The 17752-nt window shown below is 63.6% G+C and carries 11 protein-coding genes; 1 reads left to right on the top strand and 10 read right to left on the bottom strand.

Annotated features, from left to right (window positions below):
* Positions 1 to 172 precede the first annotated feature (172 nt).
* The 9 genes from PP263_RS22765 to PP263_RS19390 form a co-directional block, all read right to left on the bottom strand.
* Positions 173 to 313 (bottom strand): hypothetical protein, encoded by a 141-nt coding sequence (locus PP263_RS22765; RefSeq protein WP_374693678.1) that lies wholly within the window; start codon positions 311 to 313, stop codon positions 173 to 175.
* A gap of 196 nt (positions 314 to 509) precedes the next feature.
* Positions 510 to 3038 carry an exo 1,3/1,4-beta-D-glucan glucohydrolase gene (locus PP263_RS19425; RefSeq protein WP_308365639.1) on the bottom strand — a complete coding sequence of 843 codons (2529 nt, stop codon included), beginning with the start codon at positions 3036 to 3038 and terminating at the stop codon, positions 510 to 512.
* Between the two features lie 140 nt (positions 3039 to 3178).
* On the bottom strand, positions 3179 to 6367 hold the full coding sequence (locus tag PP263_RS19420) for a glycoside hydrolase family 3 N-terminal domain-containing protein (protein WP_308365638.1): 3189 nt from the start codon (positions 6365 to 6367) through the stop codon (positions 3179 to 3181).
* A 132-nt stretch (positions 6368 to 6499) separates the two neighbouring features.
* The gene (locus PP263_RS19415; RefSeq protein ID WP_308365637.1) at positions 6500 to 8278 is read right to left on the bottom strand and encodes an IlvD/Edd family dehydratase; all 1779 of its coding nucleotides are present in this window, start codon (positions 8276 to 8278) and stop codon (positions 6500 to 6502) included.
* 324 nt (positions 8279 to 8602) lie between these two features.
* On the bottom strand, positions 8603 to 10039 hold the full coding sequence (locus tag PP263_RS19410; RefSeq protein WP_308365635.1) for an aldehyde dehydrogenase family protein: 1437 nt from the start codon (positions 10037 to 10039) through the stop codon (positions 8603 to 8605).
* Between the two features lie 85 nt (positions 10040 to 10124).
* A complete protein-coding gene (locus tag PP263_RS19405; protein WP_308365633.1) occupies positions 10125 to 11327 on the bottom strand; it encodes a fumarylacetoacetate hydrolase family protein in 1203 nt (400 codons plus the stop codon).
* A gap of 57 nt (positions 11328 to 11384) precedes the next feature.
* Entirely contained in the window at positions 11385 to 12287 is a 903-nt protein-coding gene (locus tag PP263_RS19400) for an SMP-30/gluconolactonase/LRE family protein (RefSeq protein ID WP_308365632.1), read from the bottom strand.
* A 3-nt stretch (positions 12288 to 12290) separates the two neighbouring features.
* Positions 12291 to 13703 (bottom strand): sugar porter family MFS transporter, encoded by a 1413-nt coding sequence (locus tag PP263_RS19395; protein WP_374693729.1) that lies wholly within the window; start codon positions 13701 to 13703, stop codon positions 12291 to 12293.
* A 347-nt stretch (positions 13704 to 14050) separates the two neighbouring features.
* The gene (locus PP263_RS19390) at positions 14051 to 15088 is read right to left on the bottom strand and encodes a LacI family DNA-binding transcriptional regulator (protein ID WP_308365628.1); all 1038 of its coding nucleotides are present in this window, start codon (positions 15086 to 15088) and stop codon (positions 14051 to 14053) included.
* A 198-nt stretch (positions 15089 to 15286) separates the two neighbouring features.
* Between PP263_RS19390 and PP263_RS19385 the strand changes: the two genes are divergently transcribed.
* Positions 15287 to 16111: an SDR family NAD(P)-dependent oxidoreductase gene (locus tag PP263_RS19385; protein ID WP_308365626.1), complete on the top strand. Its 825-nt coding sequence runs from the start codon at positions 15287 to 15289 to the stop codon at positions 16109 to 16111.
* Between the two features lie 86 nt (positions 16112 to 16197).
* Here PP263_RS19385 and PP263_RS19380 read toward each other — a convergent pair whose 3' ends face one another.
* Positions 16198 to 17718 (bottom strand): MFS transporter, encoded by a 1521-nt coding sequence (locus PP263_RS19380; RefSeq protein WP_308365623.1) that lies wholly within the window; start codon positions 17716 to 17718, stop codon positions 16198 to 16200.
* Positions 17719 to 17752 lie beyond the last annotated feature (34 nt).

Raw genomic sequence — 17752 nt, 5'->3', positions numbered from 1 at the left:
GGCCAATCCGCTGGCGAAGGGCGCCGTTGCCGCTCCGGCGATCAGTGTTTTAAACAGGTTGCGACGGGAATTATCGACCATGAGTGACACCTGGTGGTTGTTCTTGCCCGGCTTTTTTACCAAAGTATTTGCGCGGCACCGTCGTATTGGATCGCGGTTGCGTAAGATCTTGTTATTTTGGCGTCACCGTTACTACGACTCGTTCATAGCGAGTTAAGGGTGGTGAGCCACGATCAGTCACCTTCAAGATAAAATGCAGTTCCTGATCCTCCGTCACATCGGGTGCAAGGACATGGCCGTAACTACTTACCACTTTGTAGGGCCCTGCTTGCAAGCGAACAAGAGCGGGACTCCGTAGCCGTTCGCCTGCGAGCAGGCTCCTACAAGGTGGCTTCCCCTAATTCAATGCGGATTTCCTACGAGTGAGTAGTTACCTTTGGTCAAATCGCTATGAGTCAATTTACGATCCCGCCCCGACCCTGCACGACAGTGCAGGGCCGTAAACAGGTTCAACTCCCGCAGCGCACCGTGGCGCTGTCCGCGCCGCCGGGTATGTATTTGATATTCGCCAACGCCAGGGACAGCGGCCCGTCGCTCTCCAGCACCAAGCTGCTGTCGATCCGCGAGAACTCCGCGCCCCGTTCGGCGAAGCACTGCAGGTCGATGGACAGCGGCGCCCACTGGCCCGGTTGCAGTTTTTGCAGCGACGCCTTGAGCGGCAGTTTGCCCAGGCAGTCGTCGCCGCAGGTCACCGAGGCGTACACCTCGCCGGCGAGTTCGCTGTCCACTCGGACGTCCAGGCTGAGAGTACCGCCGGCCTCCAGGTAGCGGCTCAGGTCCTGGGGTTTATCCGCGCGCAGGGCTACCCCGCCGGGGCGCAGACCGGCCCACTCGACCAGGCGCGCGTCTTCCTGGTTGCGCATGTCGATGGCGGACACGCGGATATTGTCGTCGTCGCTCGCGGCGAGATTGCCCTCCACGACGAGCGGCGCGTTGCCTTCGTCGAGGATGACCAAGTCCCAGGGTGCGCGCGGGCGCCACACCATCATCCAGGCGTCCTCCAGCTTGCCCGAAGCGTAGCTCTCGCCCTGCTCCGGCAGATCATTGGCGATCTCGATATCGTCGGCATAGGTAAGGCCGTAGCCGTAGGCGAAGAGCGGGTCGTAGCCGTCGTCGCCCAGGTTGAGCGGCACCTGGTCCACCAACCGCGGCCAGCTGAAGGAGAGCTTGCCGGTAAAGTCGTACTGGGTTTTTCCTTCCGCGTCCGTGAGGATCACGTCGGCCACGCCGGCGCCCTCGGAGCCTGGCAACCAGGCAGCGACAAAGGCGTCAGAGGCGTTCAGCTCCTTGTTGATCCACAGGGGGCGGCCGGAGATGAAAATGCTCACTACCGGAATATTCTGCTGCTTGAGCTTCTTCAGCAGCGCCAGATCACGCTTGCTGCCGAACTGGTATTCGAGACTGGTGATATCCCCGTGCCACTCGGCATAGGGTTCCTCACCGAAGACCACCACCGCCACATCGGGTTTGTCTCCCTCGAAATCTCCATTGATGGAAAGCAACGCCTCGCCACCGGCCTTTTCTACCGCGCTTTTGATACCGGCGTATATGGAGGTGGCACCGGGGAAGTCCGCCGCCGTATTGCCGGTACCCTGCCAGGAAATGGTCCAACCGCCGCTCTGCTTGCCGATATTGTCCGCCGCGTCGCCGGCCACGAGGATTTTTTGTTTCGGATTCAACGGCAACAGGCCACCGTTGTTTTTCAGCAGCACCAGGGATTTGCGCACCGCCTCGCGGGCGATAGCCCGGTGTTCCGGGCTGCCCAGAATACCCTTCTTGCCCGCCAGGGGTTTGTTGCGCTCGAACAGGCCCGCGCGCATTTTCACCCGCAGTATCCGCGTCACCGCGTCGTCGATGCGGCTCATGGGTATCTCGCCGCTCTGCGCCTGGGCCAGGGTATTTTTGTAGAGTGCCTTCCAGTCCGATGGCACCATAAACATATCCAGGCCCGCATTGATCGACTGGGGGCAGCTCTCCAGGGTGCAGCCGTCCACGAAGCGGTGACCGTTCCAGTCCCCCACTACGAAACCGTCGAAGCCCAGCCTGCCTTTCAACACGTCGGTGAGCAGGTGTTTGTGCCCGTGCAACCGCACACCATTCCAACTGTTGAAGGAGGCCATCACTGTCTGTACGCCGGCGCCCAGCGCACCGATATAGCCGGCTGAATGTATGCGCGCCAGTTCCTCTTCACTGGCCTGTGTGTCGCCGCGGTCCATGCCGCGCTCGGTGCCGCCATCGCCGATAAAGTGCTTGGTGGCGGAGATCAGCTTCTGGCCGCCGAGAAATTCATCGGAGGACTTCTCCCCCTGAATGCCCTCGACCATGGCGCGAGCGTACTCGCGCACGATTTTCGGGTCCTCGGAATAGCTCTCAAAGGTGCGGCCCCAGCGGTCGTCCCGCACCACCGCCACCGTGGGGGCGAAGGTCCAGTCGATGCCGGTCACCGCCACCTCCCGCGCCGTGGCCTCGCCAATGCGCCGGATCAGCTCCGGGTCGTGGGCCGCGCCCAAACCGATATTGTGCGGGAACAGAGTCGCGCCGATCACATTGTTGTGTCCGTGCACCGCATCCGAGCCCCACATCACCGGAATGGCAACGCCGCCGTGGGAGGTATCCATGGAGGCTTCATAGTAGGCGTTGGCCAGGTCCAGCCAGTCCTGCGGCGTGGCGAACTTATCGTTGTTCGGATAGGTGCCGCCGCCGTTCAGGATCGAACCCAGATGGTATTGCTTGACGTCTTCCGGGGTGGCGTACTTGATCTCCGCCTGGATCATCTGGCCGACTTTTTCCTCCAGGGACATACGGGACAGGAGATCGGCGATCTTTTTCTCCATTTCCGGGTCCGCGGGCAGCGCCGGCTGGAGTTTCGGCCAGGGGTTTTCCTCAGCTTTTGCAGCAGCCTGTGGCGAGGACTCTTTGCCGCCGCAGGCGGACAGAAGTGACAGAAGACCAGCAATCATTATTTTTTTATTCAACATAAATTCACTCTTACATCGTTTCCGCCCAGAGCCAGGCTCCTATGGAGTGTATTCGTAGGATGGGCAAAGCGTAGCGTGCCCATCGTGGCGAGTGATGGGCACGCTGCGCTTTGCCCATCCTACAAATTCGCGTCCCGGCATCATTGCATCAGTTTGGCCAGGGTCGGCTCCATGGCCTCGGCCCATATTTCGTAGCCCTGTTCACTCAGGTGCAGGCGGTCCGGCATGATTTCCGCGCTCAGGCGACCATCTTCCGCCAGAAACCTGTCGCCGATATCCAGGAAGAAAATATTTTCCCCATCGGCGTAGCTGGCGATGATTTCATTGATACCACTGTTGATTTTTCTCATCGGCGTGCCGGGCTGCTCGTCCCGGGGAAAGATTCCCAGTAACAGGATCTTGGTATTCGGCAGCCGGCTGCGCAGTTCGTCCAGCACCGCGCGGATGCCGGCGGCGGTGAGCCGCGGTTCCTCGCGGCGATGGCCGGTGTTATTGGTGCCGATCATCAGCACCGCGGCCTTGGGTTCTATGCCGTCCACTTCGCCGTGCTGCAGACGCCAGAGCAGGTTTTCGGTCCTGTCGCCGCCGAAGCCCAGGTTAACCGCGTTGCGCCCGTCGTAGAATTTCTCCCACACGGCCTTGCCCTCTTTCTCCCAGCCCTGGGTAATGGAGTCACCGAGCATCAGCAGGTCCACATTGCCCTGTTCGATGCGCGCCAGTTTTTCCTCGTGGCGGGGCAGCCACCAGTCCCGCGCCCAGTAATGGTCGAGGGTCGCGGGGGTAACAGAGAGCTTGCGGTAGTCCGGGCAGCTCTCATTGGCCTCGCCTTTGCGATCCAGGCGGATATTGGCCACGGACACCTGGCCGGTGCCGCCGCCGCGCAGCTCGAAGGGCACGGATATCGCCGAGAAGTCGTCGCCGTCGCGGACGAAGCAGCTGAGTTTGACGCTCATGTGCCGCCAGCCCTGCCCGGCCATGGCCTGGGCCTGACTGGAGATATCCAGTTGCCGCTCGCACTCGTCGCCGCAGGTCAGCACCACACCCAGGCCGCCCTTGTCCAGGTCGTCCACCTTGAGGTCGAAGGACAGCACACCCTCCGGCACATAGGCGGACAGGTCCAGCGGATCGCCGTAGCGCAGGCTGAGACCGGCTTGCCAAGTGTCCTGCCATTTGAAGGTGAGCGCGTCCTCCTGAACATCCTTATCGCTGGTCACCGCGGTGACGCGGCCGCTGGGCAGTTTGGCGAAGGAGCCGCTCAACAGCTGATCCTGTTCGAAATCGTTGATTCGCACTCCCCAGGGCTGCAGCGGGCGGCCGACGTACAGGGCGATACTGTTGCTTTCGCCACTGGTCAGGCCGGGGACATTTTCCGCAAGGCCTTCCGGTCCCTGTTCCGCGCCCGCGTAGTCGAGGCCGTAGCCGTTGGCGAACAGCGGATCGTACTCCGGGTGATGGGGATTGAGGCGCGCCTGCAGCGGCAGTTTTGGCCAGGAAAAGGAAAGCTTGCCGGAAAAATCGAAATTCGGCTCGCCGTCGGCCTTGGCGATAATCACGTCCGCCACGCCGGCACCCTCGGTGCCCGGCAACCAAGCGGCGACGAAGGCGTCGGAAGCGTTCAGCTCCGGGTTGACCCACAGCGGGCGGCCGGAAAGAAATACGGAAACCACCGGAACGCCTTTGGATTTGAGGGATTTCAGCAGCGCCAGGTTGCGCTTTTTGCCCGCCTCGAATTCCAGGGTGTTGAGGTCTCCGCTGCCCTCGGCGTAGGGCTGTTCGCCGAACACCACGATCGCCACGTCGGGCTTCTGGTCGAAGCTGCCGTCCGCTGACAGCACGGCGCTGCCGCCGGCTTTTTCCACCGCGGCTTTAATGCCCGTATAGATCGAGGTGGCGCCGGGGAATTTTTCGTTGGGAATACCCGCGCCCTGCCAACTGACACTCCAGCCGCCGGATTGCATGGCGATGCTGTCGGCGCCGTCGCCGGCCACCAGGATTTTCTGTTTCGGGTCGAGCGGCAGGATATTGTTGCGGTTTTTCAACAGCACCAGGCTCTCGCGCACGGCGCGGCGGGCAAGTGCGCGGTGCTCCGGAGAGCCGACGATCTCCTCGCGGCCAGCCAGCGCGCGCTCGGAGGGCTTTTTGTCGAACAGGCCTGCGCGCACTTTGACGCGCAGGATGCGGCGCACCGCGTCGTCCAGCCGTTCCTGGGAAATTTCCCCGGCGCGGACCTGGGCCAGGGTGTTTTTGATCATCGGCTTCCAGTCGTAGGTGACCATCAGCAGGTCGATGCCGGCGTTGATCGCCTGCGCGCAGCTGTCGTTGGTACAGCCGGGCACCTGGCCGTGGCCGTTCCAGTCCCCCACCACCAGGCCGTCGAAGCCCATGCGTTTTTTCAGTACATCGGTGAGCAGGTAGCGGTTGCCGTGGTGCTTCTCGCCGTTCCAGGAGGAGAAGCTGGCCATCACGGTCTGCACCCCGGCTTCAATGGCCGCGGGGTAACCCGGGTTGTGGATATCCACCAGTTCGCGCTCGTCGATGCGCGCATCGCCCTGGTCGTCGCCGCCGTGGGTGCCGCCGTCGGCGAGGAAATGCTTGGCGGTGGCGATTACGTGGGTCTCACCGAGATGGTCGCTGCCGCCGGCTTTGCCCTGCAGCCCTTCCACCATGGCGGAGGCGTAGTCGCGCACCACTGCCGGGTCTTCGGAATAGCTTTCGTAGGTGCGGCCCCAGAAGTCGTTCTGGGCCACCGCCAGGGTGGGGGCGAAAACCCACTCTACGCCGGTGGTGCGCACTTCCTCCGCGGTGGCCGCGCCGATTTCCCGCACCAGGTCCGGATCGCGCGCGGCACCCAGGCCGATGTTGTGCGGGAACAGGGTGGCACCCACCAGGTTGCCGTTGCCGTGCACCGCATCGGTTCCCCAGAAGATCGGGATGGCGGTGCCGCCGTCGGAGGTGTCCATGGACGCCTCCCAGAAGGCGTCCGCCAGCGCCACCCATTCGTCCGGCCCGGCGCCGTCCACACGGTTGGGCATGGAACCGCCACCGTTCAGGACCGAGCCGATATGGTATTTTTTCACCTCTTCCGGAGTGATCGACTGGATCTCCGCCTGCATGATCTGCCCGACCTTTTCCTCAAGGGTCATCTTTTGCAGCAGCGATTCAACCCGCTCCTCGACTTTGGGATCGCCGGCGGGGCTGGACGCCTGCGGCCAGGCTTCGAGGCTGGGGGACTGCGCTTCGCGCTCGGCGGAACAGCCCTGGATCGAGAAGAGTATTGCCGCACACAGGATTGCGTGCAGGGGTTTCGCGGAGAAGTCTTTTATTTTCATGGTAATTATCTTTTTAGCCGGTACATCTTGCGGGTCCGTAGGATGGGCAAAGCGCAGCGTGCCCATCGTTCCCCGTTTGATGGGCACGCTGCGCTTTGCCCATCCTACAAATCGTTCACCACCACCGTGCTGTTAGTGGGAATTCCTCGGCGTGCCGTGGCGCTCCACCAGGCGCAAGTGCTCCTCGTCCATGGCCATATCGCCACCCTCCTGCAGTTGGGTCACCGTCTTGCGGTAGATTTCCTGCCACGGAGTCTGGTTGACCAGGGGCGGCTGTTGCAGTTCCGCGCGGCGGCGCTCCAGTTCCGCGTCTTCCAGCAGTACATTGACCCGGTTGTTGTTCAGGTCGATCTCCACCGGGTCATTGGTCTGCAGCAGCGCCAGGCCGCCGCCGGCCGCCGCTTCCGGCGAGGCGTTGAGAATCGACGGACTGGCGGAAGTGCCGCTCTGGCGGCCGTCGCCGATACAGGGCAGGCAGTTGATGCCGCGCTTGATCAGGTAGTCCGGCGGACGCATGTTCACCACCTCGGCGGAACCCGGGTAGCCCAGGGGGCCGCAGTTGCGGATTACCAGTACGCAGCGCTCGTCGACGTCCAGCGACGGATCGTCGATCCTGTGGTGGTAATCCTCGGGACCGTCGAACACGATGGCGCGGCCGCGCAGCACATTGGGATGTTCCGGGTCGGAGAGGTAATGTTTGCGGAAATCCTCGCCGATCACCGATTTTTTCATAATCGCCGAGTCGAACAGGTTGCCGCGCATCACCGCGAAACCGGCGTTTTCCATCATCGGCTGCGCAAAGGGGCGGATGACCTTTTCATTGCGCGAAACCTGTTCGCCATAATTTTCGCCGATGGTTTTTCCGCTCACCGTGCGGCAGTCGCCGGCCACCAGACCGGCGCGCAGCAGTTCGCCCATCACCGCGGGCACGCCGCCTGCGCGGTAGAAATCCTCGCCCAGGTATTCGCCCGCGGGCTGGCAGTTCACCAGCAGGGGAATTTCCTCGCCGTATTCCTGCCAGTCCTCGATGGAGATCTTCACCCCCACCCGGTTGGCGATGGCCTGCAGGTGCGGCGGCGCATTGGTGGAGCCGCCGATGGCGGAGCACAGGCGGATGGCGTTGAGGAAGGCTTCGCGGGTCATGACGTCGGATGGCTTCAGGTCTTCCCATACCATATCGACGATGCGCAGGCCGGTGTAATAGGCGATCTGCGCGCGCTCCTTGTAGGGAGCGGGAATGGCCGCGCAGCCGGGCAGGGACATACCCAGACCCTCGGCCAGGCTGTTCATGGTCAGCGCGGTGCCCATGGTGTTGCAGTGGCCGGGACTCGGCGCCGAGGCGGTGACATTGTCCATAAAGCCTTCGTAGTCGATGTCACCGCGCGCATACTGCTCCCGCGAACTCCAGATAATCGAGCCGGAACCCACACGCTTCTCCACGTCCCATCCATTCAGCATGGGGCCGCCGGAGAGTACGATCGCGGGAATATCCACCGTCGCCGCAGCCATTATTGTGGCCGGGGTGGTTTTGTCGCAGCCGGTGGTGAGCACCACACCGTCGAGGGGATAGCCGTAGAGAATTTCCACCAGCCCCAGGTAGGCCAGGTTGCGGTCCAGCGCGGCGGTGGGGCGCTTGCCCATCTCGTGGATGGCGTGTACCGGGAATTCGAAGGGCACACCACCAGCGGCGCGGATGCCGTCGCGAACCCGCTGGGCGAGTTCCATATGGTGACGGTTGCAGGGAGCCAGGTCGCTGCCGGTCTGGGCGATGCCGATAATCGGCTTACCGGACTGCAGTTCCTCACGGGTGAGGCCGTAGTTCAGGTAGCGCTCGATATAGATGGCGGTCTGGTCCGGCTGGCTCGGGTCGTTGAACCAGTCGGTGCTGCGGAGTTTTCTTTTCTTGCTCATTTGTTAAATCTTACAAATAAAATTTTGGCGAGGTTGTCCGTAAGCCGGGGTCGCTGTAGCTGAATTTGTGGCGGCCCCGATGCCGGTGGCCGTTAGCTCAACAGCCTCATCGGCAAATGTTTCGCAAACGGCCCCCGGCATCAGGGCCTTCGCATCGGGCTGCGGTATTCTTCCCCGAGTCCCGAGTCAGTCTGTAGGACGGGCAAAGGAGCGCAGCGACGTGCCCATCACCAGCTCAGCGCGATGGGCACGCTGCGCTTTGCCCATCCTACAAATCTATCCGTAGGGTGCGCCGCGCGCACCGCCCAAATCCCAAACCCCAAATCAGGCCAGGGTATAGGCCGTCTTCACGACGGTATAGAATTCCCGCGCATAACTGCCCTGCTCCCGCGCACCGAAGCTGGAACCCTTGCGGCCGCCGAAGGGCACGTGGTAATCCACACCGGCGGTGGGCACATTGACCATCACCATACCCGCCTGTGCATTGCGTTTGAAATGGCTGGCCTGTTTCAGCGACTGGGTAACTATGCCGGCGGAGAGGCCGAACTCGGTGTCGTTGGCGAGCGCCAGGGCGTGGTCGTAATCGTCCGCGCGCAGCACCGAAGCCACCGGGCCGAAAATCTCCTCCCGGTTGATGCGCATTTCCGGAGCGGTTTCGGTAAACAGCGCCGGGGTGAGGAAAAATCCTGGGGTTTCCCGCTCCACCTGTTCGCCGCCGCACGCCAAACGGGCGCCCTCTTCCGAACCGATTTTTATGTAGTCCAGATCCTGCTTCAACTGTCGTGCGTCCACCACCGGGCCGATATGGGTGCCCTCCTTGAGGGCGTGGTCCACCACCAGGCCGCGCATGCGTTCGCACACCGCTTCCACGAAGCGGTCGTGAATACCGGCGGTAACGATCAGGCGGCTGGAGGCGGTGCAGCGCTGGCCGGTGGAGAAGAAGGCGCCGTTGACCGCGCATTCCACCGCGGTGTCCAGGTCGGCGTCGTCGAGCACCACCAGCGGGTTCTTGCCGCCCATCTCCAACTGCACCTTGGCCAGACGCGCGGCCGCGGCGGCGGCGATATTGCGCCCGGTGTTCTGTGAGCCGGTGAAGCTGATTCCGTCCACCTGCGGGTGGTTGACCAGCGCATCGCCGATCACCCGGCCGGGGCCCATCACCAAGCTGAAGACGCCGGCGGGCACGCCGGCCTCGGCGATGATTTCCGCCAGCGCGTGGGCGGAGCCGGGCACCAGTTCCGCGGGCTTGAATACCACGCAGTTGCCGTAGGCCAGCGCCGGGGCAATCTTCCAGGCGGGGATGGCGATGGGAAAATTCCACGGCGTGATCAGGCCGATCACCCCCAGGGGTTCGCGGGTGACGGAGACGTCCAGGCCCGGGCGCACCGACGGCTGCAGCTCGCCGCGCAGCTGCAGCACTTCGCCGGAGAAAAATTTGAATATCTGGCCCGCGCGCACCACCTCGCCGGTGGCCTCCGGCAGGGTTTTGCCCTCCTCGCGGGCGAGCAGTTGGCCCAGCTCGGCGCGGCGGTCGAGAATCATCTGGCCGATGCGATCGAGCAGTTCACTGCGCTGCTGGATGCCGCTTTGCGACCAGGCGGGGAAGGCCTGCCGGGCCGCGGCCACCGCGTCCTCCAGTTGTGTGGGAGACGCCTGGGCGTAGTCTGCAATCAAGTCGCCGGTGTCGGAGGGGTTGATGTTGGCGAGGGTGCCCTGGCCCTCCACCCATTCCCCGGCGATGTAGTTGCGTTTGGTGGTCATTTTCAGTCTCGTGTCTTTATTTGTTTTCGCGGGGCTGCGAGCCCCCTTCCCCGGCCCCTCCCCCGCAAGCGGGGGAGGGGAGGTTTTATAGGAGGCCGCGGGCGGCCAGGTTGCGCATCAGGGCGGAGAAGCCGAAAGTCCAGGGGGCGGCCTTGTCGCTGGTGGTGACGGAATTGATCAGCGCGCCCAGTTTGGGGGAGCGGATCATCACCCGGTCGCCCTCCTTGTGGGTAAAACCCTGGCCCGGCTGGTCGCGGTCCTGGGTGGGGGCGAACAGGGTGCCGGTAAACAGGGCGATGCCGTCCGGGTACTGGTGGCTGGCGCCGATGGTCTGCGCCACCAGGTCCAGCGGGTCGCGGCTGATGGCACTCATGGGGCTGACCTCGCGCAGTTGGAAGCCGTCTTCCCCCTCCATTTCCAGGGTGACTTCGGCGCTGCGCACGTCGTCGATGGAGAAAGTCTCGTCGAACAGGCGCACGAAGGGACCCAGGGAACAGGAGGCGTTGTTGTCCTTGGCCTTGCCCAGCAGCAGCGCGCTGCGGCCCTCGATATCCCTCAAATTGACATCGTTGCCCAGGGTGGCGCCCACCGCTTCACCGCGGCTGTTCACCACCAGCACCAGTTCCGGCTCCGGATTGTTCCAGTTGGAAATGGGATGCACGCCCACCTGGTCCCCCAGCCCCACGGAGGACAGCGGCTGGGATTTGGTGAACACCTCCGCCAGCGGGCCTATGCCCACCTCCAGGTACTGGGACCAGATGCCCTCTTCCTGCAGCGCCGCCTTCAGCGCCTCCGCCTCCTCGGAGCCGGGGACGACCGAGCCGATATCGCCGCCGATCTTCTCTGCCAGTTGTCCGCGTATTTCCTGTGCGCGGGCGGGGTCGCCGCCGGCGCGCTCCTCGATCACCCGCTCCAGCATGCTGCAGGCGAAGGTGACGCCGCAGGCCTTGATCGCCTGCAGGTCCACCGGCGCCAGCAGGTAGGGGTTGCGCGGGTCGCGCTTCTGTCCCAGCAAGGGGGCCATGGTATTGCGCAGCAGTTCGTTCAGGCCGCCGATGCGCTGCACCCGGTCCATGTCCGCGGTGCGGGGGGAAAAACCCTGCTCGATAAGTTCGGCGACGGTCGGCGCTATGGCGCTGAGGTCGAAGACGCCGTCCTCGCACAGCCACACCGGGCTGGGGCCGGGCACTTTCGACAGGGGCTCAGGCACCCAGGCGCGGCCCAGCAGGGTTCCGGCCAGGCCGTCTTCCGGCAGCAGTGTCGCGCGCAAATCCCGTGGTTCAATCATGGTCAACTCTCACAAATCGATAGCCGTAAACGTTTACATTCGAGTACCGGGGGAAACTCAGCCCCCGAACAGCACCGGCGCAGGGCCGCGCACGCCGGGGCGGCAGCGGAACAAGCCGCCAGCCAGGGGCTGGTCCGCCAGTTCCGCATCGCTCAGGCCCTTGCGGGCGGTGGTGATATACAGGGTGTCCAGGTCCGGACCGGCGAAGGTGCAGCTGGTGACATTGGCAACCGGCAGTTCGATGCGGCCGATGGCCTCGCCCTCCTGGGAGAAGCGGGTGATGCCCCAGCCGCCCCAGTGGCAGACCCACAGGCAGCCCTCGGCGTCCACGGTCATGCCGTCCGGGTAGCCGGACTCCTCCGGCAGCTGCAGGAATACCCGCTTGTCGCGCGGGCTGCCATCGGCCTCCAGGCCAAAGGCGTAGACGGTGCGCTTCAGGGTATCCGTGTGGTAGAGGGTGCGGTTGTCGGGGCTGAATGCCGGGCCGTTGGTAATCACGTAGTCCGCGTCCAGCCGCTGCCAGCTCAGGTCCGGGTCCAGGCGGTAGAGGGCGCCGGTGGGCTCCTCCTCGCCGTCGTCCATGCTGCCGGCCCAGAAGCGGCCGGCGGCGTCGACTTTGCCGTCGTTGAAGCGGTTCCCGGGGATATCGCTCTCCGGACCGCCCAGGGGTTCAATTCCCACTCCTTCGCCGTCCGGGAACAACAGCGCGAAGCCGTCGCGGATCGCGCCTACAAAGCCGCCGCCGGCGCGGGGGGCGATTGCGGACAGCTGGCTGTCCAACTGCCAGCTGGATCGTTCATTGCTCCCTTTACTATTCTCGGGGGGACAGTAGCGGTGCAGCACGCTGCGCTTGATATCCACCCAGTAGAGGGCCTGCTCCCGCTCCACCCAGACCGGCCCCTCGCCGAGGGTGGCGGCGGCGGGCCAGACGCATTCCGGTTCCATTTGCAGCTGCTGCACGGCTCAGCCCTCCATCTGCTCCAGTTCGCGACCCTTGGTCTCGTGCACCATGCGGGAGACGAACAGGATCGAAATAAATGCGCAGAGGGCGTAGAGGCCGTAGCTGCCGGACAGCTGGATGCTGACCAGCAACATGGGGAAAGAGGCGGTGATCAGGAAGTTGGAACCCCACTGCGCCAGGCCGCTGACCGCGAGGCCGGAACCCCGGATCTGATTGGGGAACATCTCTCCCAGCATCACCCACATCACCGGGCCCCAGGAGGCGTTGAAGAAGACCACATAGGCGTTGGCGGCGAGCAGCGCGATGGTGCCCACGCCGTCGGACAACTGCAGGGAGCCGTTCTCATCCAGGGTGGCCTGGGAGAAGGCCACGGCCATCACCGCCAGGGTGGCAGCCATGCCCACCGAACCCCACCACAGGAGCGGCTTTCTGCCCACCTTGTCGATCAGCAGCAGCGCGGTGATCACCGCGGCGATGCTCACCGCGCCGGACACCACGTTGATCAGCAGCGCGTCGCTCTCGGTGAAACCCACCGATTGCCAGAGCACGGCGCCGTAGTAGAAGACCACATTGATCCCCACCAGCTGCTGGAAGGTGGCGAGGCCGATGCCCACCCAGACGATCTTGCGCAGTCCGCCGCCGGGCGCCTTCAGGTCGGAGAGTTTCGGACTGTGATCCGCGGAGAGGGAGCGCTCGATTTCCGCCACTTTTTCCCCGCCCGCGCGATCGCCGAACAGCTTGCCAAGTACCGCGCCGGCCTGCTCTTTTTTCCCCTTCGCCACCAGAAAGCGGGGGCTCTCCGGAATAAAGAAGAGGCCGACCAGGAAGACCAACGCCGGCAGCAATTCCATCCAGAACATCCAGCGCCAGGTTTCGAAGCCCAGCCAGAATTCGGCGGTGGAGGCCCCGGCCCAGCGGGCCAGCAGGTAGTTGCTGACAAAAGCGCCGAACAGGCCGCTGATGATCGCCACCTGCTGCACCGTGGCCAGGCGGCCCCGGTAGGCGGCAGGCGCCACTTCGCTGATATAGGCGGGGGTCATCACGCTGGCAGCGCCCACAGCGAGGCCGCCGAGGATGCGGTAGATCACGAATTCCAGGGAGCCGGTGGCGATGCCTGAGCCCCAGGCACTGATGATAAAGAATACCGCAGCAGCCATCAGCAGCGTGCGGCGCCCGTAGACGTCCGCCAGCCGCCCGGCGAAGAAGGCGCCGACGGCGCAGCCCAGCAGCATGGAGGCCACGTTGAAGCCGGTGCCGGCACTATCTGAGTTGAACGCCGCCTGCAGGCCGTCCACGGTGCCGTTGATCACACCGCTGTCGAAGCCGAACAGGAAGCCGCCGATGGTGGCCACCACACTGATGGCGATCACCAGGAAGTGGTTGGTCTCGGAAGCGCTGGAGACGCCTTGCTCCAGTGCTGCACTGTCTAGGGTGGGATTCATTATATTATTCCCTCACTCGCTGTATGGCCGGGGGCGGCCTGTTTGTTTTTTGTTCTGCCCATTGTCGCCGCAGATTACACATCAAGCCAAGCGACTTTGCACCACATTAATGTAAACGTTTACATTCAGTCAAGAGGTTAGGGCTGATGCCGGGGATTGTCATTGACTCGTCATACCGGCGCAGGCCGGTATCCAGTCCGGGGGCACCTGGGTTCCGGCCTGCGCCGGAACGACGAAAGTGGCATTTGCGGAGCGAACTCTGTGTTCGCCCAGTGGCCCTGTACCCGTGATGCCGCGCTGGGGCTCGGTGCTCCCGGCCCTCAGTCCGCCGGCGGCGCCCCGGTGGACTCGCGGATCACCAGGCGGTGGGGCACGATTTCCGGCTCGCCGCCGATATCGTCCCCGCCGATGGCGCGGCACAGCCGCTGCATGGTGTGCTCGCCGATCTCTTCCGCCGGCTGGGCGACAGTGGTCAGCGGCGGGTCGAGGACCTCCGCGTAGCGGATATCGTCGAAGCCCAGCACGGAGATATCCTCGGGGATGCGCAACCCGGCGCGGCGCAGCTCGTGCATCGCGCCCATGGCCATTTCGTCGTTGGCACAGAAGATGGCGGTGGGCCGGGGGCTCTGCTCCAGCAGGTAGCGCACCGCGCCCCGGGCGCCCTCAAGGGTCTGGCGACCCTCGGCAATCCAGTTGTCGGCCACTTCCAGGCCGGCCTCCGCCATGGCCTGGCGGTAGCCCTGTTCGCGGCCACGGGTGAGCAGGGAGGTGTGCAGCCCGGAAATAAAGCCGATGCGCCGGTGGCCCAGGCGAATCAGGTGCCGGGTAGCCTCGGCCGCAGCGCTCTCGTTGTCGACCCGCACACTGGGGTAGTGGCTCAGTTGCGGTGCAACCGTCTCACAGCCGATCACGATGGGCGGGAGCTTCTCGCCCTTGTTGCCGCCGTTTTTCCCCAGCTTTCCGTTCCCTTCCTTCATGAACGGCGAAGTACTCGCCAGCAGGATGATGCCGTCCGCCTGCTTGGAGAAGACGATATCGCTGTATTCGTCGAACTCCAGGGTATTGAATTGGGTCTCGCGGATCAGGATGCTGTAGCCCTCCTTCCGGGCCACCCGCCAGATGCCGCGCATCACCCCGGCGAAGAAGGGGTCGCCCACCGAGGGCAGGATCACCACCACCAGGCTGGTGCGGCCGCGGCGAAAATTGCGCGCCAGCGCATTGGGGGCGTAACCGGTCTGGCGTATCGCCTCCTGCACCTTGCGCCGGGTCTTTTCCCGCACGTGCTCCGGGCTGTTGAGATAGCGCGAGACGGTGGCGATGGAAACCCCGGCAATTTTGGCCACTTGTTTGATCGACACCTGTGATGTTCCTGTACCAGCAATTGAAACCCGGCGATATTAGCGTTTCCAGCATAAAATTTCCCGGTTCGCGGGACTCACTCTGCCGCATAGCGAAGAAATTGTAAACGTTTACATTTTATGTTAGCGTTGGTGCCTTAGAATGACATACAGCCGGCAGAAGAAAATGCCGCGCGCTTTACACGAGAAGAAGTAGAAATGGCCAATAACAACAAACTGGCGGTAGTGACCGGAGGCACCACCGGTATCGGCAAGGGGATCTCCCTCCGCCTCGCCGAGGCAGGCTGGAAGGTCGCGGTCAACAACCTGGAGGCGGAGAGCGAATCGGCGCGCGCACTGCAGTCGGAAGTCGAAGCCCTGGGACAGAATCTTTACTTCGCCCCCTGCGACGTGGGCGACAGCCGCTCTGTGGACCGCTTCTACCAGGGAGTGGTCGATCACTTCCAGCAGGCTCCCGACCTGTTGGTCAACAATGCCGGGGTCCAGACCTGGGCGCCGCTGCTGGAACTGAACGAAGACGACTGGGACCGGGTGATCCGCACCAACCTGAAGGGCTGCTTCCTCAACACCCAGCGGGTGGCGCGCCTGATGGTGGAAGCGGGCGTGGCCGGCAGCATCGTCAATATCGGCTCCGGCTGTAACAAGCTGGCCTTCCCCCGCCTGGTGGATTACGCGGCCAGCAAAGGCGGCATCGAGATGCTCACCAAGACTTCCGCAGTGGAGCTGGGCGAGTACGGCATCCGCGTCAACTGCGTGGCGCCGGGGGGCATCCTGATTGAGCGCACGGAAAGGGAAGCCCCGGACTACGCCGCCGCCTGGTCGGCCATCACTCCCCTGGGCCGGGTCGGCTACGCCCGGGATATCGCCGACGCGGTGCTCTTCCTCGCCGACGCCAAGGCATCGTTTATCAGCGGCCAGACCCTCTGGGTGGACGGCGGCGCCTTCAGTAAGGCCAACTGGCCCTACGCCAAAACCGAGGAGACGGTGCCGGATCTGGCACAGGAGAAGATTGCGGACAGTTAGGTGGCTCGCATGCCAGCGGTATCGAACTGTCCCTTATTGCGGATAGAAACAGAAAGCCCCTTGTCGAGGGGCTTTTTTTTTACTTATCAAACGGCGACCGCGTTCTTTATCGCACCGCCTAGCTCCTCTTGCTGCTCCCTGACGAAAAACACCGAGATTGCGCCGAGGATCATCGAGCCCCCAGCCAGCACGATAATGTAGATGGCCTGGTTGTCGAATACCCCCTTCAGTATCTGCCCCGCCACCAGCGCCGAGACGATCTGCGGTGCGGCGATGGTGAAGTTGAAGATACCCATATACACACCGGTTTTACTGGGCGGCAGTGAGTCGGACAGTATTGCGTAGGGCATGGCCAGTATCGCCGCCCAGGCGACGCCCACACCGATCATCGGCAACAGCAGGCCGAGGGCGCCGCCGGGCACCGTCACCTCGGTAATCAACAGGTCCACCTGCGTCTGCTCCCCGCCCCGAAACAACAGGAAGCTGATATAACCCAGGCCGCCCAGTGCCAGCGACAGGGCGTAGGTGGGCCTGCGGCCGATGGTGTTGGCGATTTTGGTGAGCACCACGGAAAAGAGCGCGGCGAACAGCGAGTAGGCGGCGAAGAGTATCCCCACCCAATCCCCCGCGGCGCCCTTGGCCGCGGCGATATGCGCCGGTATCTCGCCGATGCTCGCCAAATAGTGAGGATCGAACCACTTGGCCTCCACGCCCCACACATGCTGAGTGATGGCCGGCGTGGTGTACACCCACATGATGAAGAGCGCAAACCAGGAGAAGAACTGCACCACCGCCAGTTGGCGCATGGTTTTGGGCATGGTGAACAGCAGATTGAAAAAGCCCCTGAGTTTCTGCGCCGGGGATCTGTGCTGCGCCTGCTCCCGCGCCAGTTGCTCTCCATCGATGCCCTTAAACGCGTTGTACTGCTCCGGTGCATATTCTTTTGTGCGCACCACGGTCCACAACACACTGCCCAGTAGCATGGTAGCGCCGATGTAAAAAGCCCAGATCACCGAAGGCGCCACCTCGCCGGCCCGCGCGGTGTTTTCCAGGCCGATCACATTGGTGAGGACAAACGGCAGTATGGAACCGCACACGGCGCCGATATTGATCAGCAGCGACTGCACCGAGTATCCCAGGGTACGCTGTTCCGAAGGCACCATATCGGACACCAGCGCACGGAACGGCTGCATGGTGACATTGAAGGCGGCGTCCATCAGCGCCAGCATCACACCGCCGAAGAGTATCGGCGCGATAAAGGCGACCACGATACCGGCGTTGGGCATAAACGCCATGCCCAGCGCCGCGGCGATGGCGCCGAACAGGATATAGGGATTGCGGCGCCCGAAGCGGTTCCAGGTGCGGTCGGAGGCAGAGCCGACGATCGGTTGCACGATCAGCCCCATCAGCGGCGCGACTATCCAGAACAGCGACAGCGAGTGCAGGTCGGCTCCCAGGTCGGAGAGAATGCGGCTGGCATTGGCGTTTTGCAGCGCGAAGCCGAACTGCACCCCCAGGAAACCGAGGCTGACGTTCCACACCTGCCAGAAGGGGAGTCGGGGCTGTTTCACCGGCCGCGCGGCCGCGCCGGATGCTGATTCGGTCATGGGGTCACCGCTGGTTATGGTTATACGGTGATTG

Source organism: Microbulbifer sp. TB1203 (genome assembly GCF_030997045.1).
In the GTDB taxonomy this organism is placed as follows: domain Bacteria; phylum Pseudomonadota; class Gammaproteobacteria; order Pseudomonadales; family Cellvibrionaceae; genus Microbulbifer.
The sequence above is the reverse complement of the archived record's forward strand: the minus strand, read 5'-3'. Positions and strand labels throughout refer to the sequence as shown.

What these genes read in the sequence shown, in the direction of transcription:
- PP263_RS19425 (WP_308365639.1), bottom strand. Translation starts at nt 3,038, where the DNA reads ATGTTGAATAAAAAAATAATGATTGCTGGTCTTCTGTCACTTCTGTCC.
- PP263_RS19420 (WP_308365638.1), bottom strand. Translation starts at nt 6,367, where the DNA reads ATGAAAATAAAAGACTTCTCCGCGAAACCCCTGCACGCAATCCTGTGT.
- PP263_RS19415 (WP_308365637.1), bottom strand. Translation starts at nt 8,278, where the DNA reads ATGAGCAAGAAAAGAAAACTCCGCAGCACCGACTGGTTCAACGACCCG.
- PP263_RS19410 (WP_308365635.1), bottom strand. Translation starts at nt 10,039, where the DNA reads ATGACCACCAAACGCAACTACATCGCCGGGGAATGGGTGGAGGGCCAG.
- PP263_RS19405 (WP_308365633.1), bottom strand. Translation starts at nt 11,327, where the DNA reads ATGATTGAACCACGGGATTTGCGCGCGACACTGCTGCCGGAAGACGGC.
- PP263_RS19385 (WP_308365626.1), top strand. Translation starts at nt 15,287, where the DNA reads ATGGCCAATAACAACAAACTGGCGGTAGTGACCGGAGGCACCACCGGT.
- PP263_RS19380 (WP_308365623.1), bottom strand. Translation starts at nt 17,718, where the DNA reads ATGACCGAATCAGCATCCGGCGCGGCCGCGCGGCCGGTGAAACAGCCC.